At 55.4% G+C, this 21,509-nt stretch carries 15 protein-coding genes; 2 read left to right on the top strand and 13 right to left on the bottom strand.

The window, feature by feature from the left end; all coding sequences use genetic code 11:
• Positions 1 to 340 precede the first annotated feature (340 nt).
• Positions 341 to 4,315: a trifunctional transcriptional regulator/proline dehydrogenase/L-glutamate gamma-semialdehyde dehydrogenase gene (gene putA / locus TU92_RS20050; protein WP_112168925.1), complete on the top strand. Its 3,975-nt coding sequence runs from the start codon at positions 341 to 343 to the stop codon at positions 4,313 to 4,315.
• Between the two features lie 244 nt (positions 4,316 to 4,559).
• Entirely contained in the window at positions 4,560 to 5,984 is a 1,425-nt protein-coding gene (phoA, locus tag TU92_RS20055; RefSeq protein ID WP_112168926.1) for an alkaline phosphatase, read from the top strand.
• Positions 5,985 to 6,247: 263 nt separating this feature from the next.
• Here phoA and TU92_RS20060 read toward each other — a convergent pair whose 3' ends face one another.
• From TU92_RS20060 to TU92_RS20120, 13 genes are all read right to left on the bottom strand, one after another.
• Positions 6,248 to 7,138, bottom strand: coding sequence for a LysR family transcriptional regulator (locus TU92_RS20060; protein ID WP_112168927.1), 891 nt, complete (start codon positions 7,136 to 7,138; stop codon positions 6,248 to 6,250).
• A gap of 8 nt (positions 7,139 to 7,146) precedes the next feature.
• Positions 7,147 to 7,968, bottom strand: coding sequence for a M55 family metallopeptidase (locus TU92_RS20065; protein ID WP_112168928.1), 822 nt, complete (start codon positions 7,966 to 7,968; stop codon positions 7,147 to 7,149).
• Positions 7,965 to 9,050, bottom strand: coding sequence for a P1 family peptidase (locus TU92_RS20070; RefSeq protein WP_112168929.1), 1,086 nt, complete (start codon positions 9,048 to 9,050; stop codon positions 7,965 to 7,967). The genes TU92_RS20065 and TU92_RS20070 overlap by 4 nt, the downstream gene beginning before the upstream one ends.
• Positions 9,051 to 9,083: 33 nt before the next feature.
• The gene (locus tag TU92_RS20075) at positions 9,084 to 9,995 is read right to left on the bottom strand and encodes an ABC transporter permease subunit (RefSeq protein ID WP_112168930.1); all 912 of its coding nucleotides are present in this window, start codon (positions 9,993 to 9,995) and stop codon (positions 9,084 to 9,086) included.
• A gap of 9 nt (positions 9,996 to 10,004) precedes the next feature.
• Positions 10,005 to 10,925, bottom strand: a complete 921-nt coding sequence (locus tag TU92_RS20080) for an ABC transporter permease subunit (RefSeq protein ID WP_112168931.1) — start codon at positions 10,923 to 10,925, stop codon at positions 10,005 to 10,007.
• 159 nt (positions 10,926 to 11,084) lie between these two features.
• A complete protein-coding gene (locus TU92_RS20085; protein ID WP_112168932.1) occupies positions 11,085 to 12,629 on the bottom strand; it encodes a glutathione ABC transporter substrate-binding protein in 1,545 nt (514 codons plus the stop codon).
• A gap of 45 nt (positions 12,630 to 12,674) precedes the next feature.
• A complete protein-coding gene (locus TU92_RS20090; RefSeq protein ID WP_112168933.1) occupies positions 12,675 to 14,558 on the bottom strand; it encodes an ABC transporter ATP-binding protein in 1,884 nt (627 codons plus the stop codon).
• Positions 14,559 to 14,605: 47 nt separating this feature from the next.
• A complete protein-coding gene (gene dgcA / locus TU92_RS20095) occupies positions 14,606 to 15,571 on the bottom strand; it encodes an N-acetyl-D-Glu racemase DgcA (RefSeq protein ID WP_112168934.1) in 966 nt (321 codons plus the stop codon).
• Complete coding sequence (dgcN, locus tag TU92_RS20100) at positions 15,571 to 16,581, bottom strand: N-acetyltransferase DgcN (protein WP_112168935.1); 1,011 nt, start codon at positions 16,579 to 16,581, stop codon at positions 15,571 to 15,573. Before dgcN ends, dgcA begins: the two co-directional genes overlap by 1 nt.
• A 283-nt stretch (positions 16,582 to 16,864) precedes the next feature.
• On the bottom strand, positions 16,865 to 17,932 hold the full coding sequence (locus TU92_RS20105) for a porin (RefSeq protein ID WP_112168936.1): 1,068 nt from the start codon (positions 17,930 to 17,932) through the stop codon (positions 16,865 to 16,867).
• Between the two features lie 776 nt (positions 17,933 to 18,708).
• The gene (locus TU92_RS20110; protein WP_112168937.1) at positions 18,709 to 20,421 is read right to left on the bottom strand and encodes an ABC transporter ATP-binding protein; all 1,713 of its coding nucleotides are present in this window, start codon (positions 20,419 to 20,421) and stop codon (positions 18,709 to 18,711) included.
• A gap of 116 nt (positions 20,422 to 20,537) precedes the next feature.
• Positions 20,538 to 20,843, bottom strand: coding sequence for a hypothetical protein (locus TU92_RS20115; RefSeq protein ID WP_112168938.1), 306 nt, complete (start codon positions 20,841 to 20,843; stop codon positions 20,538 to 20,540).
• 5 nt (positions 20,844 to 20,848) lie between these two features.
• Positions 20,849 to 21,382 (bottom strand): hypothetical protein, encoded by a 534-nt coding sequence (locus TU92_RS20120; RefSeq protein WP_112168939.1) that lies wholly within the window; start codon positions 21,380 to 21,382, stop codon positions 20,849 to 20,851.
• Positions 21,383 to 21,509 lie beyond the last annotated feature (127 nt).

Genomic DNA, 21,509 nt, shown 5'->3' on the forward strand with positions numbered 1-21,509 from the left:
TATTCAAATTTCTTGTCGGGCGGATACTGGTTTAGCAAAAGGGTGAATTCAAGAGTTTTAACAATCCAGATACACAAAGTTTACTCCGCATCACACTTATCTTGTCGAAGGGTTGCACGTTGCAAACCTAAAGGTTGTACCCGACACGCCCTCAGCGAATCTGCCGTTCACCTCGGCTACCACGGCGAAATACGGTTCTTCAAATGTTAAAAATGCCAGCCAAATCACATCGGGCACACTTCCTGCATTAACAGGGTTGCACAAGGTTGCAACATAGAAGATATTGCTTGCCATAAACATAATGAAATCACCTGAACCTTTTTATATGGAGTGTTTGCGCATGGGTATGACGACGATGGGCGTGAAGCTGGACGAAGGCACACGCGACCGGCTAAAAGTGGCGGCACAGCAGATTGACCGAACACCGCACTGGCTGATTAAGCAGGCGATATTTTCCTATCTGGAACGTCTGGAAAGTGGTGATGTGCTGCCGGAAATCCCGGCGCTGAACGGCACTGTGCCTGAAAGCGCTGACGAAAACACCGCACCGCTGCTACAGGAATCACATCAGCCCTTCCTGGATTTCGCCGAGCAAATTCAGCCGCAGTCCGTCAGCCGTTCTGCCATCACTGCCGCCTATCGCCGTCCGGAACCGGAAGCGGTTTCCATGCTGCTCGAACAGGCTCGTTTACCCGCGCCGTTGAATGACGCCGCGCAAAAGCTCGCCGCCGACATTGCGACTAAGCTGCGTAACCAGAAGAGTGCAAATGGCCGCGCCGGGATGGTGCAAAGCCTGTTGCAGGAGTTCTCACTTTCCTCGCAGGAAGGCGTGGCGCTGATGTGTCTGGCCGAAGCGCTGCTGCGTATTCCCGACAAACCCACGCGCGATGCGTTAATCCGCGACAAAATCAGCAACGGCAACTGGCATTCGCACCTGGGTCGCAGCCCGTCGCTGTTCGTCAACGCCGCGACCTGGGGTTTGCTGTTTACCGGCAAACTGGTGGCGACGCACAACGAAGCCAGCCTGTCGAAATCGCTGAGCCGCATTATCGGTAAAGGCGGCGAACCGCTGATCCGCAAAGGCGTGGACATGGCGATGCGCCTGATGGGCGAGCAGTTTGTTACCGGCGAAACCATTGCCGAAGCGCTGGCTAACGCCCGCAAGCACGAAGAAAAAGGGTTCCGCTACTCCTACGACATGCTGGGTGAAGCGGCACTGACCGAGAAAGACGCGCAGGCGTATTTGCAGTCTTATCAGCAGGCTATCAACGCCATCGGTAAAGCCTCGAACGGTCGCGGCATCTATGAAGGACCGGGGATTTCCATCAAACTTTCCGCCCTACATCCGCGTTACAGCCGGGCGCAGTATGAGCGCGTAATGGAAGAACTTTATCCGCGCCTGCTGTCACTCACTTTGCTGGCGCGCAGCTATGACATCGGCATTAATATTGATGCTGAAGAGGCCGATCGTCTGGAAATTTCCCTCGATCTGCTGGAAAAACTTTGCTTTGAGCCGGAACTGGCAGGCTGGAACGGTATCGGCTTCGTCATTCAGGCGTATCAGAAACGCTGCCCGATGGTGATCGATTACCTGACCAATCTGGCACAGCGCAGCCGTCGTCGTTTGATGATCCGTCTGGTGAAAGGCGCGTACTGGGACAGCGAAATCAAACGCGCGCAGGTCGAAGGGCTGGAAGATTATCCGGTCTACACCCGCAAGGTTTACACCGACGTTTCCTATCTGGCCTGTGCCCGCAAACTACTGGCGGTGCCGAACCTGATCTATCCGCAATTCGCTACCCACAACGCCCACACCGTGGCAGCGATTTATCAGCTGGCGGGCAACAACTATTATCCGGGTCAGTATGAATTCCAGTGCCTGCACGGCATGGGTGAACCGCTGTACGAGCAGGTTGTCGGGAAAATTGCCGAAGGCAAACTGAACCGCCCTTGCCGCATCTATGCCCCGGTCGGAACGCACGAAACGCTGCTGGCGTATCTGGTGCGACGTCTGCTTGAAAACGGCGCGAACACCTCCTTCGTGAACCGCATCGCCGACGCTACACTGCCAATTGCAGAGCTGGTCGCCGATCCGGTGCTGGCAGTTGAAGCGCTGGCCGCCAGCGAAGGACAGGTTGGATTGCCGCACCCGCGCATCGCCTTGCCACGTAATCTGTACGGCAGCAAACGCGTGAACTCCGCCGGTCTGGACATGTCCAGCGAACATCGCCTGGCTTCCCTTTCCAGCGCCCTGTTGCAAAGCGCCAGCCATCCAATCACCGCGCAACCGATGATTGATGCGCCCACGGACGACGGCGAATTCCTGCCGGTCATCAATCCGTCTGAAAATACCGACATCGTCGGCCACGTGCGTGAAGCGACAGAAGCGGAAATCAGCCGCGCGCTGGACGCGTCCGCCGCTGCCGGCGCCATCTGGTTTGCGACGCCTCCCGAAGAGCGCGCCGCAATCTTGCAACGCGCAGCAGAATTGATGGAAGCGCAGTTGCAAAGTCTGCTTGGCGTGCTGGTGCGCGAAGCCGGAAAAACCTTTAATAACGCCATCGCCGAAGTGCGCGAAGCGGTCGATTTCCTGCATTATTATGCCGGGCAGATCCGCGAAGATTTTACCAATGACACCCACCGTCCACTCGGGCCGGTGGTGTGCATCAGCCCGTGGAACTTCCCGTTGGCGATCTTCACCGGTCAGATTGCTGCTGCACTGGCTGCCGGTAACAGCGTGCTGGCCAAACCTGCCGAACAGACGCCGCTTATCGCCGCGCTGGCCGTCGGTATTTTGCATGAAGCGGGTGTTCCGGCGGGCGTTCTGCAACTTCTGCCGGGCAAAGGCGAAACCGTCGGTTCGCAGCTGGTGAATGACGAACGCGTTCGCGGCGTACTGTTCACCGGTTCCACTGACGTAGCGGGTATTTTGCAACGTAACATTGCAGGAAGGCTGGATCCGCAGGGGCGTCCTACGCCGCTCATCGCTGAAACCGGCGGTCTGAACGCGATGATCGTGGATTCTTCTGCGCTGACCGAACAGGTGGTGATGGACGTGGTGGCTTCGGCGTTCGACAGCGCCGGTCAGCGTTGTTCCGCCCTGCGCGTGCTGTGTATTCAGGATGACGTCGCCGACCACACCTTGCAGATGTTGCGCGGTGCCATGGCCGAATGCCGGATGGGCAACCCGGAACGTCTCTCTACGGACATCGGGCCGGTTATTGACAGTGAGGCCAAAGAAGGTATTGAGAAACACATCGACGCCATGCGCGCCAAAGGCCGCACGGTATATCAGGCAACACAAACTTTCGCAGCCGACCAGAGCGAATGGGCACGCGGGACGTTCGTTAAACCTACGCTGATTGAACTCGACAGCTTCGACGAAATGAAGAAAGAGATTTTCGGCCCGGTGCTGCACGTGGTGCGTTACGCCCGTCAGGATCTGGATAAGCTGATCGGTCAGATTAATGCCGCCGGCTACGGCCTGACGCTGGGGATCCACACCCGTATCGACGAAACCATTCACCGCGTCACGCAGCAGGCGCACGTTGGCAACATGTACGTGAACCGCAATATGGTCGGCGCGGTGGTCGGCGTCCAACCGTTCGGCGGCGAAGGCCTGTCCGGCACGGGCCCGAAAGCAGGCGGTCCGCTGTACTTATACCGCCTGCTGAGCAGCCGTCCGCAATTCGCCGTTCAGCAGACCCTGTTGCGTCAGGATCGCGAACTGCCGCTGGATGCCTCGGTGCGCGAAGCACTGCTGGCACCGCACCGCGCCCTGCAACAATGGGCCACCGGGCAGAAGCAAAGTGCAGCCTTCATTGAGGTCTGCAAACGATTCGCAGAAAGCAGCCAGGGTGGCACCTTGCGCACTTTGCCGGGGCCGACCGGCGAGCGCAACACATACGCCCTGCTGCCGCGCGAACGCGTCCTGGCATTGGCCGACAATCAGGACGATGCGCTGACTCAGCTCGCCGCCGTCACCGCGACCGGTTGCCGCATTCTGTGGCCGGAAACACCGTTGCAGCGCGAGTTGTTCAATCAGCTGCCGAAAGCCGTGCAGGATCGCGTGGACTTCGCCAAAGACTGGCACAACGATGCGCCGGTTTTCGATGCGGTGATTTATCACGGTGACGCCGATCAGTTGCGTGAACTCTGCCAGCTTATCGCCAACCGCCCTGGCCCAATTGTCTCCGTACAAGGGTTCGCCCGCGGCGAAGACAATATCCTGCTCGAACGCCTGCTTCACGAGCGCTCTTTGAGCGTGAATACCGCGGCGGCAGGGGGAAATGCGAGTTTGATGACCATCGGCTGAGTTTCTTACGTCCGGAGGCTGCCGCAATGGCAGCTTTGCCCCTCCCCTTTGTAGGGGAGGAGCAAACCGAGTATTGCTTTACATAGCATTGATCGCGTTCAAAAATGTTGAAAAACGTCACTACGCCCCGTGCACTCCATTCTTTGTCATAAATCCGTCATCCTCCTGATCTACCCTCCCAGTAACAAAATAACTCAAACTGTGTGTTTTTATTTCTGACGCTTCATCAAAAGGAGTTTTGACAATGCAACAACCTGTATCTCTGATCGCTCGCGCCATCGCCGCCTCTTTACTGCTTTCCGCCTCTGCCGGAGCATTTGCTGCTGAAGATAACGCCTTGTCCGATCGCGCCGCTAAAGGTGTGATAACTGAACAAGGTGGCGCTCGCCGTCTGAGCGGTGACCAGACAGCCGCGCTGAAAGCATCGCTCTCTGACAAAACGGTTAAGAACGTGATCCTGCTGATCGGCGATGGTATGGGTGATTCCGAAATTACCTCCGCGCGAAATTATGCAGAAGGCGCGGGCGGCTATTTCAAAGGCATCGACGCCCTGCCGCTGACCGGCCAATACACGCATTATTCTCTTGATAAAAAAACGCAAAAACCTAACTACGTTACCGATTCCGCTGCGTCCGCTACCGCCTGGACCACCGGCGTGAAAAGCTATAACGGCGCAATCGGCGTGGATGTGAACGGTAAAGATCACCAGACAATCCTCGAAATCGCCAAAGCGGCGGGGAAAGCCACCGGCAACGTTTCTACCGCAGAGTTACAGGATGCAACGCCCGCTGCACAAATCGCGCACGTGACGTCGCGTAAATGCTACGGCCCGGAAGAAACCTCAGAGAAATGTGCCACCAATGCGCTGGAAAATGGCGGACGCGGCTCAATCACCGAACAGTTGCTGCACGCCCGCGCCGATGTCACGCTCGGCGGCGGCAGAAAATCATTCAGCCAGCTGGCGAAAAGCGGCGAGTTCACGGGCAAATCTCTGAAAGATCAGGCGCTGGCGCAGGGTTATGAGTGGATCGAAAACGCCGACCAGCTCGCTGCTATTACCCAGGCCGGTCAGCAAAAACCGCTGCTGGGTCTGTTCTCCGAAGGCAACATGCCGGTGCGCTGGCAGGGTCCGAAAGCCTCTTATCACGGCAACATTGATAAACCCGCCGTCACCTGTGAAGCCAACCCACAGCGCACCGCGGATATCCCGACGCTGGCCGTAATGACAGAAAAAGCCATCGACCTGCTGAAGACCAATGAAAAAGGCTTCTTCCTGCAGGTGGAAGGCGCGTCAATTGATAAGCAGGATCACGCTGCTAATCCATGCGGACAGTTCGGTGAAACGGTCGACCTGGATGAAGCGGTTCAGAAAGCGCTGGAGTTCGCCCGCAAAGACGGCAACACGCTGGTGATTGTCACCGCCGACCATGCACATTCCAGCCAAATCATCGAAGCCGACGCCAAAGCTCCCGGCCTGACGCAGACGCTGACCACCAAAGATGGCGCACCAATGACCATCAGTTATGGTAACTCAGAGGATGACTCCCAGGGCCACACCGGAACCCAGTTGCGGATCGCGGCGTTTGGGCCACACGCGGCGAATGTGGTGGGTCTGACAGATCAGACTGATCTTTTCTTTACGATGAAAGGGGCAATGGGGATCGAATAGTTTTTAGTGCAGGGGGCAGCTGTAAGGCGGCTGTTTGTCTCTGACCGAGAATATTTACGGGTTTGCTTTGCTCCTCCCCCTGTGAAGCGGGAGGCCGGGAGGGGGTATAACACGCCATGAATTTGTCGGAGAAAACGTCAACTTATTGATTTGGCATCATACCCCACCCCAACCCTCTCCTTCGCAGGGGAGGGATCTGTCTGTGTACTGTTTTACGTAGCCCGTGGGTAGCAACACTCGACCTTGAATTTGATTTTGATTTTTTAACCGCCCCCCTCCCCCAATGCCCATAATTTGCGCCTTATCAGCTGCTTAAGCTTCAGCGCCGCCTGAGATACCGGCTGGTCGCGCCTGTTCAGCAAAATAACCTCAAAGGGTAACGGCTCTATGACCTCACAAATTTTCAGCTGATCGACATACCGCTGGGCGGTAAACGTATCGACCACCCCGACGCCGCCGCCGGCCAGCACCATGTCGGCGATGACAGAGTAGGTTTTGATGTGTAATGAAGATTGCGGTGTCAGGCCGTTTTCGCGCAAGACGCGGTTAAGTACCAGACCCAGCGGATCCTGCTGCTGTAGCATCATCAGATCATTTTCACATAGCCACGCCAGCGATACCGGCCCTTCAACCTCGGAATCCTTCGGCAACAGCGCGACCATGTTGCCCTGATAGATGGACTCCGAAACCAGCTCCTGCGTGGCAGGCTCGCCGAAGGCCAGTGCGAAATCCATTTTGTATTGCAGCAAATCCTGACTCAGCGTGTTGAAGTGCCCGGTCACCAGTTCGACGCTGCCGCCGGGGGTCTGACGGCGGAAATCTACCAGCACCGGCGCCATCACGCTGTGACCCAGGGCGTGAGCAGAACCGATGCGCACATGCTGACCTTCGCCCTGACGCAGCTGCTCCGCCAGCGCACCGATCGCCTGAATATGGCTGAACAACGCCTCGACTTCCGGCATCAACCTGCGCCCTTCCGGCGTCACGATCAACCCCTGCGGCGTACGGTCAAACAGCGTAAAACCCAGCTGCTGCTCGGCGTGATTCAAAACGCGGCTGACGTTCGGTTGCGACACATTCAGCAAGCGCGCCGCGCCGCTGACGCTGCCCGCCTGCAAAACCGCCTGAAACACTTCAATGTGACGTAAGCGCATGTGTTGCCTTATTTCTGAGTCGTTGCCAGATAGGAAAATGCACTCAGCAGGCTGATGATATTGGCCACGTTCGGGCTGTGATAGCCGACGGTGACAGCATCCAGTCGCTCGACGCCAGGGATCAGGCAGAACAAATCGGCCAGCACCGGCCTGGCGGTCATCAGTTCGAGATGATACGGCGGGCTGAATCTTCCGGCGGTGAGCGGCGCGGGTTTGCTGACCGCCAGCGTGGCGTGTTTGCGGATTTTCGCGCGGGCGATTGCCGGGCTGTCGGATTCGGCAGCGTTGGCGGAAATCGCGCGTTTGACGCAGACGTACTGAGATTCAGGATAATGGCGACGGATCCAGGTTTCGAGGTGATCATCGCCGGTCACCAGCCATAGCGGGACGTTCAGCTCGGCACCGGCGGCCGCGTACAAATCGCTTTCGCCCACTACGTTACCGTTGAGTTTGACGCGGTAGAAAGCGCGGCCATTTATGGTATGCGCCAGCACGCCATTTTCACCCGCGGCAGTGTGGAAACCGACGAACATCAGGCCGTCGTACTGCTGTTGCTGCAAACCTTCAACCATCGAGAGGCCGCGCGGTTTGCCCTGCACCAGACGGGCGCGCGGATCGATTTTGTCGGCGCGCAGGTTTTGCATCATCGCATGGCTGTCGGCTACGGTGACTTCCGTCGCGCCACCGGCGAACGCGCCGTCAATCGCCGCGTTCACTTCCTGTTCCATCAGTGCCCGCGCGGCATCGTAATCGGCATTGCCGGGGCTGCATTGTTCAGGACGCATCACGCCCGCAATACCTTCGATGTCAGCAGAGATAAAAATTTTCATGATTCGTTCCCTTTTAAATTGGCAAGGCTGTCAAGGACTTCACTCAGCCCCAGCCGGAAATGTCCGTCGAAGCCGCAGACGGTTTCGGCGCTGAGCATGGCGTCAATGACCGCGTGCTCGGTGGCGTCCGCGGCCAGCGCCAGTAAAGGCTCGAGCTTGTCATCGGTCAACGTGACACCGTCACGCTGCGTGGAGAATGCCAGCGCGATATCGCCTGAACCATGCCCCCAGTAGCTGCCCAGACGCCCGAGCCCGGCACCGGCGCGTTTGGCGATGCGGCCTAGCTGGCGACTGTCGAGATAACGATCGCAGGCCAAAATGATGATGACTGAACCGGCATCGACCTGCGGCGGGATCTTTGGCAACACCTGGGAGATAGCATCACCGGCGCGCACGCCGTCGAGCGTAAGTTCAGAGAGTTTACCGAAGTTCGCCAGCACCAGTATGCCGAGCGTGGCATTGAGTTCTTCGCACCAGCGCGACGCCGTGCCGATACCGCCTTTCAGACCGAAGCTGCTCATGCCGCGCCCTGCTCCCACGCTGCCACGGGTGAAAGTGTTTGTCGCGCCGTCGAGTGCGGTGAGCGCATCATCTTCGCTCACCGCCATGGCCTGAATATCGTTGAGCCAGAAGTCGTTACATTCGAGGATCAACGGGTTGATAGTGGCATCGGGGCGACCCATCTGCGGGAACTGCTGACAGCTGCGTTTTATCATCGCGTTGAACAACACACCGGTGGCGAAGGTGTTACTGAGCAGAATCGGGGTTTGCAGCTCGCCCAACTCCATCACCTGAATCAGTCCCATCGGTTTGGCAAAGCCGTTGAGCACCGCTACGCCGCACGGTAAAGGCTGCTGATAGAGATTATCGCCGGGTGGCACGACGGCAGTAACGCCGGTCTGGACGTCCCCCGCCGCCAGCGTGCTGTGGCCGACGGTGACACCGGTGACGTCCGTTATTGCGTTAGTCGCCCCGCACGGAAAGCGCGGGCGAAAGATCTGACGCGTTGTGCGCCAGCGTTGCAGCAGCGCGGCCAGTGCCTGCTGCGTAAATTCATCGGGTTCAGGGTATTGCGGATGCATCTCTCTTCCATTTCAGCGAGTTAAGTCATCAGGCTATTTCTTCAGTTTAGGATCCAACGTGTCGCGCAGCGCGTCGCCAAGTAAATTAAATGCCAAAACCGTGAGGAATATCGCCAGCCCCGGAAAAACACTGACGTTCCATTTGCCCGCCATCATCATATTACGGCTCATTGCCAGAATGTTGCCCCACTCAGGGACGTCCGGTTCCGGGCCGAGACCGATAAAACTCAGGCTGGCGGCGGTCAGAATACTGGTGCCGATGCGCATGGTGAAATAGACGATCACGTTCGATAACGTGCCCGGCAGGATGTGGCGCAATATCACCACGCGATCCGGCGCGCCGACACAACGCACGGCCTCCACGTAGGCACTTTGTTTGATGGAAAGCGTTGCGGCGCGCACGATGCGGGCGAAGACTGGCACGCTAAATACGGCGACGGCGATAATCACGTTGTTCAGACCGGGGCCGAGGATCGCCACCACCGCAATCGCCAGCAACATGCCGGGAAATGCGAACAATACGTCGGAACCGCGCATGATCAACATATCCAGCCATTTGCCGTAATAGCCCGCCAGCAGACCAAGCAGCACACCGGCAATCATACCGAGCGTGACCGAAAAAATACCGACGTACAAAGAAATCCGTGCGCCAAAGATGATGCGGCTGAGCACGTCACGGCCTAAGTCATCGGTGCCAAACCAGTGTTCTGCCGTCGGGCCGACGCCGAGCGCCATCCAGTCAGGCGTCATTGGGTCATAAGGCGCCAGCCAGGGTGCGAACACCGCCACCAGAACCAGCAGCAGAATAAAACCGCCGGAAACCAGCGCCATCGGGTGGCGCAAAAACGTGTGGAAAAAGTCATACCACGGCGAACGGATATCGTCGTTGTGCGCGGCAACCGCAGACGGTTGGGTTTCTCCCAGTGGAGAGACGGGGTCGGTCATGTGCAGCTCCTAGCGCAGGCGGATAGCCGGATTGACGACGGCGTAAAGCATGTCAACCAGCAGATTAATCAGAATAAATTCGAACACGAACAGCATCACAAGTGCCTGAATCACCGGCTGATCCTGCGTCTTGATCGACTCGATCAACAACCAGCCCAGCCCCGGCCAGCTGAACACGCTTTCGACAATAATCGAACCGCCAAGCAGGAAGCCAAACTGCAGGCCCAGCATGGTGATGATGGGGATCAGCGCGTTGCGCATGATGTGTTTCCAGGTCACCAGCCGGGCGCGTAATCCTTTGGCTTTGGCGGTGCGCACATAGTCTTCCTGCGCGACGTCGAGAAACGCCGAGCGGGTAAAGCGCGCCATTACGGCCGCTACCGAGGAACCGAGGGTGATCGCTGGCAAAATGATGTCGGTCGGCTGATTGAATCCACTGACCGCAAACAGCCCGAACGGCATGGCGACAAACTGAATCAACAGCAGTCCGAGCCAGAACGGCGGCATGGAAATTCCGCCGACCGCCATGCTCATCAGCGTCCAGTCCTGCCATTTTCCGCGTTTGAGCGCCGACACGACGCCAATCACCAGCCCCAGCACCACCGACCAGGCGAAACCGGCCAGCGCCAGCAAAAGCGTCGGCATAAATCCACTTTCGATCACGCCTGATACCGGCTGACGCGTGCGATAAGTCGTCCCCAGATCGCCATGCACCATGCCATTGAGCCAGTGCCAGTACTGCGCGGGCAGCGGATCGTTAAGGCCAAGCAGTTCCCGCGCTGACTCAACCGCCTCAATCGGCGCATCCTGTCCGGCGTAAATACGCGCAGGGTCACCCGGCAGCAGCTTGATAAAGCCAAAGACCAGCAAAGAGACCACCAGTAAAACCGGGATCATCTCCAGTATCCGGCGGATAAAATAGGTCAGCATAGATGTGTTTCCCTGAACCTGAATATTAATGACGGTGTGCTCCTCCCCCTAAGCTGAAGGAGGAAGCAGACCGGAACACGCGTTGGTTTTGCCCTTTGCTCCTCCCCCTTCGCAGGGGGGGAGCCGACCAAAATCTGCTTAACCTCCGGGAGCAAAAAATTATTTAAACTGTGCCTGATTAAAAATCAGCGATCCGTCCGCCAGCATGTAGACACCGGTCAGGTCTTTGCTCTTACCGACCAGGTTATCCGGCACACCCAGGAAGGCGACCGGGGCATCGGCCCACAGCAGTTTCTGTGCATCGGCATAAGCGGCTTTACGTTTTTCGATATCAGCCGTTTGCAGACCGGCGGTAATGGCCGCATCGACCTGTTTGTTGCTGTAGTAGGAAACGTTGTAAGCCGACGGGATCCAGGATTCGGTCGCAAACAGCGGACGCAGCGCCCAGTCGGCGTCGCCGGTGGAGGCTGACCATGCGCCATAGTACATTTCGACTTTGGCATCAGCCGGTTTCGGCGTGCTCCACAGACGCTGGTTGAGCGTACCGGAATCCATCGGCACCAGTTTGACGCGCACGCCGATCAACGACAGCTGCTGTTTCAGGAATTGCGCGCTGCGGATGCGGTCGGTTTTGTTCGAGCTCCACATTTCCACGTCGAAGCCCTTCTCGTATCCGGCTTCTTTCATCAGCTCTTTCGCTTTGGCAATGTTGTAGCTGTAATCCGGCGTGGATTGCTTCTGGTAGAACTGAACGTTTTTCGGCAGTGGCGACGTGGAAGGTGAACCCATCCCGGCGAAACCGACTTTCAGCCACAGATTGCGATCCACGGCGTAGTTGATCGCCTGTCGGACACGCACGTCTGAGAACTCTTTTTTCTGGGTGTTAAAGGCGATGTAATACAGATAGATGCCCGGATTTTGCGAAATATCCAGCTTAGGATCGCTCTTCACGGTATCAACCAGATCAGACGGCAGCGGATAAACCGCCTCTACGCCGCCGGATTTCAGTTTCGCGACCTGTGTGGAATCTTCCGGCGTCGGGTACAGCGTCACAGAATCGACTTTCGGCCAGCCTTTCTGCCAGTAGTTGTCGAACTTCACCAGCCTGACGTCTTTGCCCTGCTGCCATTCGACAAACTTGAACGGACCGGTACCGACCGGATGTACGCTCAGATCCTGCTCGTTCGGATACTGTTTTAACGAGGCCGGGCTGTGCATGACCGCAGAAGGGTGCGCCAGCGTGTTGATCATCGCGCCGAACGGTTTGTTCAGAGTGATTTTGACCTGATACGGCGTCAGCACGTCCACGGATTTGATCATGCTGAACAGCGAATTGCGCTTGAGTTTATTGGCCGGATTGGCCAGACGGTCGAGGTTGATTTTTACCGCCGCGGCGTTGAACGGCGTGCCGTCCTGGAAAGTCACATCGTGGCGCAGATTGATGGTGAATTCAGTCGCGTCGGCATTGCTGGTGTAATCGGTCGCCAGCACCGGTATCACCGCCATTTTGCTGTCGAACTGGAATAAGCGTTCAAAGATGCCGCTCTGAATGGAATAACTCAGGGTATCGGTGGTGTCGTGCGGGTCGAAACCGGTCACATCGGCATACATGGAAATGCGCAGGTCTTTGGCCTGTGCCGAAGCGGCGAAACAGAGCGCCAGACCGGCCGCGATAAGGCTTTTACGTAGTAACGTCGAGTGCATAGTATTCCCCTGTGTATTCAAATAATTAACGTAGTGATAAATGACCTAGACAGACACCCAGTGGTGCGGAGCGACCTGACTGTATTTGATTTTTTCTATCTGTACCCCGACCGGATGCACCGGCGATTTCACTTCCGCATCGTCGAAATTACGTAACACACGGCGGGCAGGATCCGCGACCGGCACGGAGCTGAGCAGGCGTCGGGTATAAGGATGCTGCGGGTTGCTGAACACCGAATCTCGCGGGCCAATTTCCACGATCTGCCCGCTGTACATCACCGCCACGCGGTTGGCGATACGTTCCACCACCGCCATGTCGTGCGAGATAAACAGCCACGCGACGCCGGTATCGCGCTGTAAATCCATCATCAGATTCACCACCTGCGCCTGAACCGATACATCCAGCGCGGAAACTGCTTCGTCGGCGATAATGACCTGCGGCTGCAATGCCATCGCACGCGCAATCGCAATGCGCTGGCGTTGACCGCCGGAGAATTCGTGGGGATAACGGCGGGCAAAGGACGGATCCAATCCGACACTTTTCAGCAGCTGGTTAACGGTCGGTGTGGCGTCGGCCAGCGACTTTTTCAGGCCGTGAAGTAATAACGGTTCGGCAATGGAAAAACCGACGGTCAGTCGCGGATTCAGCGAAGCATAGGGATCCTGAAACACCATCTGGATCTGACGGCGCACTCCCTGAAAAGGCGTATCGCGCATCAGCGTAATTTCTTTGCCTTTAAGGTGAATGCTTTCGGATTCGCTGCCGACCAGCCGCAAAATCGCCCGGCCAGTGGTGGATTTTCCACAACCGCTTTCGCCTACCAGCGCCAGCGTTTCTCCCGGCCAGATGGAAAAATCGATCTGCTCGACGGCATGAACTTCTTTGGTGATGCGGGAAAGCACGCCGGAGCGGATCGGGTAACAAACCCGCAGCCCGCGTACGTCGAGCAGCGGAGGTGCATCGTAATTCGCGGTCTTTTGATCGTCATCAGGCAACAAAATGTGAGCTTTATCACCTGCAACCGATTGCTTTTCCGCGCCATTTTTTGGCGTCATGGCGGCACCGGCCTGAGTGCTCAGCAGCGGGAAACGGCGCGGCCACTTCAGCCCCTGCATATCGCCCAGTTTCGGTACTGCCGCCAGCAATGCGCGGGTATAAGGATGCTGCGCGTGGGCAAAAATATCGGTCACGCTGCCCTGTTCCACCACCTTGCCCTGATACATCACCACCACGCGGTCGGCGATTTCCGCTACTACACCCATATCGTGCGTGATAAACAGCACTGACATGTCGGTGCCCTTTTGCAGATCACGCAGGATTTGCAGAATGCGCGCCTGCACCGTGACGTCCAGCGCAGTGGTCGGCTCGTCGGCGATTAACAGCGCCGGGTCGCAGGCCAGCGCCTGCGCTATCATCACACGCTGACGCATCCCGCCGGAAAGCTCGTGCGGATAACATTTAAGAATGCGTTCGACGTCCGGAATGCGCACCTGTATCAGCAGTTCGCGGGCTTTGATCAACGCATTGGCTTTGGTCGCCATGCCGTGATCGAGCAGCCCTTCGGTGAGCTGATCGCCTACGCGCAGCACCGGATTGAGGGAGGTCATCGGCTCCTGAAAAATCATCGACATTTCCTGGCCGCGCAGTTTTCGACGCGCCTCTGCCGACAGCGAATTCAGCGTATGCCGTGCGCCGTTGCGACCGAAGAAATCAATACTGCCCGCATCGATGTGTGCGGAATCGGGCAGCAATCCCATCACGCTCAGTGACGTAACGGACTTGCCGGAGCCGCTTTCCCCGACCACCGCCACCACTTCACCTTTATTAATAGAGAAGGAAACGCCTTTCAGCGCCTGAGTTTTGCCCTGCCGCCCGGAGAACGTCACCGATAAATCGTTAATCTGTAAGATGGGTACGGGCTCATTCATCAAAAAGCGTCTCCTTTATTGAGGTCAGTAATGTGTGATTTGGGCGATTACACCCAGACTTCGCCGTGCTCATAGCGCAACGCGGGTTCAGCGTCCTGCGCCAGCCAGATCGGGCCATCGAGGTCGACACGTTCCGCCTGCACTGCCACCGGCAATGCCGCTTCCATCGCAATCGACGAACCGAGCATGCAGCCGACCATAATGCGCAGACCGAGCCGTCTCGCTTCGGCGGTCATCGCCAGCGCTTCGGTCAGTCCGCCGCACTTATCGAGCTTGATGTTGATCATCTCGTAGCGGTCAGTCAGCCCGGCGATATCGGCGCGTTCATGACAGCTTTCATCAGCGCAGACAGGAACAGGATGCAAACAACGCACCAGGTCTTTGTCATTCCCGGCGGGAAGCGGTTGTTCGATCATCGCCACGTTGAATTCGTGCAGCGCATGAAACAGGCTTTCGAGATCCAGTCCGAGCCAGGATTCGTTGGCGTCGACCACCAGCGTGGTATGCGGCGCAGCGGCGCGGATAGCCGCCACCTTCTCAATAATCTGGTCACGGTTAAGTTTGATTTTCAGCAGTTTTGCCCCGCCCGCTACCGCCACTTCTGCTGCCTTCGCCATGTTTTCCAGCGAATCAAGACTGAGCGTTTCTGCGGTAATGACGGAGACCGGCGCTGACATATCAAGCAGTTGCCACACCGTCTTGCCCTGTTTTGCCGCATCGAGATGCCACATTGCACAATCAAGGGCATTGCGCGCAGATCCGATCGGTAAGGCCTGTTGCAGCGCGTCGCGGTGCATACCGGCTTCCACCTGCGGGCGGATCAGTTCGAGCTGCTCGCACACACTTTCCGGCGATTCCTGATAATGCGCGGTCGGCGTACATTCGCCGGTCGCCGTAAACCCGCCGTCGGTCAGGGTCACACGCACCACCGTCACGGCGGTGCGCGTGCCACGTGAAATCGCAAAAGGCCTCGCCAGCGGCAGTTCGACGGCGCCGAAACTCATCTGCATCATCAGCCGTTGTCCTTGATCCATTGCGCGATGTTTTTAATGCCAAAACGCACCGGGTCGGTGGCGGGCACGCCGAACTCTTCGCTGATTTGTGCCAGCGCCGCTTTGGCTTCTTCTTCACTCACGCCAGAGGTATTGAGGGAGAAACCGGCGATTTTAACGTCGGGACTGGTCAGGCTGGCCGCAGCCAGATTGGTATCGAGGCACTGGCGCAGCGTCGGCATAAACTGATGCGGCAGATGGCGCATATGCGGGCGGCCAAGCTCATGACACATCACCAGTAAATGCGCCTGCGCGCCGTGGATCAGGCCCATGCTGACACCGGCGAAAGACGGATGGTAAAGCGAGCCCTGACCTTCGATGATGTCCCAGTGGTCGTCGTCGTTGGCAGGCGCGAGCAGCTCCACCGCGCCGGAGATAAAGTCGGCAATCACCGCATCAATCGCAATACCCGCACCGGCGACCAGCACGCCGGTCTGGCCGGTAGCGCGAAAATCAGCTTTGAGATCCAGATCCGTCATGGCCGCTTCCAGCGCCAGCGAGGTATACATTTTGCCGACCGAGCAGTCGGTGCCGACGGTCAGAATGCGTTTGCCACTGCGCTTAATGCCGGTGCCGGTATCGAGCTCCGGGCGCATATGACGCACGTCGAACAGTTGCACGTTGTGTTCGGCGGCCAGTTCAACCAGCTCAGGGATATCATTCAGCCCCTGATGCAACCCGTTGGCCACATTCAGCCCGGCGCGGATGGCGGTTTTGATGGAATCGATCCAGTGCTTTGGCAGTTTGCCGCCTGAATTGGCGGTGCCCAGCACCATGGTTTTTGCGCCCTGCGCTTTCGCCGTTGGAATATCCAGATCTGGTAAGCCGAGTGAGACAGAGTCCGTCGCCAGACGAATCTGCCCGACGCAAGATTCAGGGCGCCAGACGTAAATCCCGCGCGCCGTTTTGGCTGCCAGCGGATCCATTACATCGCCGAGGAATAACAGGTACGGCATCGGTATTTGCTGCATGTCAGTTTCTCCGTAAAGGTTTTTTAGAATGCGTTGTTGTAATGCGTACGCAGACTATTCCATGCGAAGTTCCGGCTGACGAATACTTGTTTAATGAGGGGGTATAACCTGAGGCTATAGGTTTAGTTTATTGAATTTATTGTGGTTATTTGAGGAGTGTAGACAGTAGGCACGGACGGCAGAGGGCTGAATAACAGGCATAAAAAAAGGCAGAGCCAATGAACTCTGCCTTTGCGATTACCTTTTTCAGACACAGAATGGGGTAATAATTTCGTACACTAACTTAGAAGCGGTAAGTCAGCGCTACAGCAACAATGTCGTCAGAGCTTACGCCCAGTTTGTTGTTGTCGTCGATCTGGTTGATCATGTAGTCAACATAGGTGTACATGTTTTTGTTGAAGTAGTAAGTCGCGCCGATTTCGAAGTATTTAACCAGGTCAGCATCGCCCACGCCTTCAACATCTTTCGCTTTGGACTGCACGTAACCGATTGACGGACGCAGACCATTTTCGAACTGGTACTGTGCAACTAACTCATAACCCTGAGTTTTGTTAGCGAAGCCGCCCGGGATTGACGCCAGGTTGCGGGTTTCGTTATACATTGCAGAGAGATAAATCTGGTTTGCATCATATTTCAGAGCTGTTGCCCATGCTGACGCTTTGTCGCCGCCGCCGATAGCGGAGTTGGCTTGTGCGTTAGTACGGTCAGAAGAAGAACCTGCGATAACCGCACCGATGCCGGAACCTGCGATATCTTCATAATCGATGGATGCGCCGTAACCGTCGCCGTTCGCTTTGTTTGAAGCGCGGCCATCGTTTTCGTTTTTACCCTGATACTGCAAGGCAACGTTCAGACCAGTGACCAGACCGAAGAAGTCCTGGTTACGGTAAGTGGCCAGACCGTTAGAACGGCCAACCATGAAGTTATCGGAGTTAGCGGTATCACCACCAAACTCTGGCAGCATATCGGTGAAGCCCAGTGCGTCATACACAACACCGTAGTTGCGGCCGTAATCGATAGAACCGAAATCTTTCACTTTCAGACCCGCAAAGCCCAGACGGGTTTTATTGCCCAGGTCGCCCTGAGATTCAGCGTGGTTAGCCTGAATGTTGTATTCCCACTGGCCATAACCGGTCAGTGTGTCGTTAATTTGAGTTTCGCCTTTGAAGCCCAGACGTGCATAGGTGTAATCGCCGTCAGAACCGGTGTCATCGGAGAAATAATGCTTGGCAGTCACGCGACCGTAGAGGTCCAGTTTATTACCGTCTTTATTATAAATCTCGGCTGCATTTGCGGTAGAACCCACTGCAATTAAAGAGACCGCTAAGGCCAGCACACTGCGCTTCATCATTATTTAAATTTCCTTGATTTTTTTATAAAGGATTTCTCATGTCCGCTTTCTTTTATATGACGGGAATATAGGACTATGAGTATTTGTACATGTTTTTAAATGCGTCTGTCTGTAAAACGACTTGAACCTTAACACTGCGCACAAAAAGTTAAAATGGAAAAGTTCGGCGTTCTGAGTCTTTTTTGCGTAAAGAGATGTAACATAATGTTTCAACCATAAGCCGCTAAACCACTGATTATATGCGGTTTTCGCATAACGTTTTGCACCAATATGATGCAACGCTTTAATTTGGTGCAAAATGCGTTGCGATTTGTAAAGTAGTTGCAAGCCAGATCACCATTCTCCAACGATTATTTCCGTTAACAATCGTTAAGGAATTATCTGAAAAATGCCCCTCTGTTGCCTTTTAATAGTGCATAGCAGGGTAATTATTTTCATGTTAACTTCCTTATCTAATAAATAGAAAAAGCGGTCATAAGATTTTTGTACTACGCAATTTCATTGCTCTTAGGATTTTTAATAAAGCTACTGATTAAAATAAAGGCAGATTAAAGATAAATATAATTACGCAGGTGATTAAATTGAACGAAATTGGACTTTTCCTTTCGCCCGAGTTGCGCTTTTTTTATTCAAAACGGGCTTTGGTTAAACAGGAAGAATTAAAAGAGAGATAACTTTTGCAGGGAGACTGACAGATTTAGGGCGTGTTTTTAACTTCTGAATGACTGCTGATACTCAAATTCACTCCTCCCCTTTGAAGGGGGGGAGTGAAAGCATTAGCGGAACTGCGCGGCGTGAAGCTGAGCGTATCGGCCCTGAAGGGAGAGCAAAGTGTCATGCGTACCCTGCTCGACAATTCCTTCTTTATCGACCACAACAATGCGGTCGGCATTCTGGATGGTGGCCAGGCGGTGGGCGATCACCAGCGTGGTTCTTCCTTCCGAGAGCTCCGCCAGCGATTGCTGGATAGCCTGCTCGGTGGCGGTATCGAGCGCGGACGTCGCTTCATCGAGGATAAGGATCGGCGGATTCTTCAGGAAGATGCGCGCGATAGACAGCCGTTGCTTCTGACCACCTGAAAGTTTCACGCCGCGTTCGCCAATCACCGTGTCCATGCCCAGCGGTAAACCGTCGATCACATCATCTAATCGTGCGCGGCTGGCGGCGAGGCGGATTTCCTCTTCGCTGGCACCCAGTTTGCCATAAGCAATGTTTTCACGAATGGTGCCACCAAACAGGAACACGTCCTGCTGCACGATCCCGATGTTATGGCGCAGCGAGGTTTGCGTCATATCCCGGATATCAATCCCGTCAATGGTGATACTGCCGCTGTCTAACTCGTAAAAGCGCGGCAGCAGCGAGCACAGCGTGGTTTTCCCCGCACCCGATGGGCCGACAAACGCCAGCGTTTCGCCTGCATTAATAGAAAGTGTGATCCCGTTGAGGATTTTGCCGGCAGGCGTGTAGCCAAACACCACGTTGTCGTAGTGAATGTCGCCATGCAGATGGCTGACGATCTGTGCGCCGGGACGATCCACGATATCCGGCGCGGTGTCGATAAGTTGTGTAAAGCGTTTAAAACCGGCAATCCCTTTCGGATAGCTTTCCAGCACCGAGCTGATTTTCGCCACCGGGCGGAAGAACACTTCTACCAGCAGCAGGAATCCGACAAATCCGCCGTAGGTCAGCTGGTCGTTTATCACATACCAGGTCCCGGCGATCATCACGATAATCTGCACCAGTCGGGTACTGAGATAACTCAGCGTCAGGCTGGCGGTCATGATTTTATAGGCCTTCAGCTTCGTGATGCGGTAGTTGTCGTTATCCGACGCAAACAGCTTTTGTTCATGTTCCTCGTTGGCAAACGCCTTGACCACGCGAATACCGCCGATGCTTTCTTCTATACGTGCGTTGAAATTACCGACCATCCCGAACAAACGCCGCCAGGTGTCAGTCATTTGCGCGCCATAACGGCTAACCATCCAGGTCATTGCCGGAACAATAATGATGGTCATCAGCGCCAGCTGCACATGCACGGTTGCCATCAGAATAAAGGCACCGATGAAGGTCATCACCGCGATAAACACATCTTCCGGGCCGTGATGCGCTATCTCTCCCACTTCCTCCAGATCTTTGGTGACGTGAGTGATGATATGGCCGGTTTTGGTGTTGTCGTAATAGCGGAAAGACAGTTTCTGTAAATGGCTGAACGCCTGACGCCGCATGTCAGTTTCAATCCCGACGCCCAGCGCGTGACCCCAGTAGTTCACGATCGCCATCAGCAAGGTGTTGATCACGTAAATCAGCAGCAAGCCGACGGTTGCACCGATGATCAGCACCCAGTCGTGGGCAGGAAGCAGCTTATCAATGAAGGTTTTGATCGCCATCGGAAAGCCCAGTTCCAGCAGACCGGCAAGAATGGCGCAGCCGAAATCGAGGAAGAACAGCTTTTTATAGGGAGCGTAATAAGAGAAGAAACGGCGGAGCATCAGGCATCCTCATAGAAACGGCCCGGAGGCGGGCAAGTCCGTCAGTCTAAATGAAAATAGTTATCGATAAAGATAATTTTAGACCTGCCCGCCGGATACCATTTCTATTGCGGTTTTCACAGAAGCTTGCGTACTCCGTTAAAAATGACACCAAATGCCGCATTTAGCGCCTGCCATGCGATCTCTTCAGTGATCGCCTCGTAGGTGGTCAGCACAGCCACGAAGGTCGATTTTTGCGATGCCAGCAAAGACTCGTATTCCCCCGAGCGAAAGCTGCCTTTACCCTTTTCAATCTCCCATGTCAGTTGCAGCAACGCCTCAATTTGCGGCACTGCGCCGTTGGCGACCGTATTCCAGTTCGCGCCCAGTGAATTTTTCGCTGCATTAATGGCGCTGTCACGTAAATCAAAAATATCACTCATCACATTTACCCCTGATTAGTTTGCGTAATGCCTGAACCGTTTTTTAATACCAGCTGATAAGTCAGCATTGCCTGTAAAATAACTGAGACCTGTTTTCGCTGAATACTGATATACGCCGGTGAGTCCTGCACGGAACAATGCTGCCGTTTGTATTTAATCTGATAGAAGATATTTCGCAGGCCAAACATCTGCTGGTCTATCGCCGGATTGTTATTTAGCAATTTGGTGCGGGATTCAATCAGCGATAAATCCGTTTCTACAGAATTAAAAAACTGACTGTCCGTTTCTGAAGATGGGGAAATGAGCGAAAGCGACTGCCCCGCCATCACAGGCGCAGCGTTGCAGGCTGCGACCGGCGAGACAGTTTTGACGTCTTCCGCCATAGCCTTCGCATACCATGTCACAAACTGCTGATCGGCTTTTATCTGAAAGGCTGTGATTTGATTATCGAGCGTCTGATCATACTTATGCGTTGAGCATCCGCTTAATATGACCACGACGATAAATATCGTGAGGTTAAGCTTAAACAGTGATTTCAAAATGCCTCTCCTGTGACCAATTCCGGTGGCGGGAATTATTCTAATGCCCGTGCCATCAAAAACTAGCCACAAGAGATGACCGGCGCAACCGGCCGGTTAATCATTTTTTTCTCACAGGCGTGGTCAT

Source organism: Rahnella inusitata (assembly GCF_003263515.1).
Taxonomy (GTDB): domain Bacteria; phylum Pseudomonadota; class Gammaproteobacteria; order Enterobacterales; family Enterobacteriaceae; genus Rahnella; species Rahnella inusitata.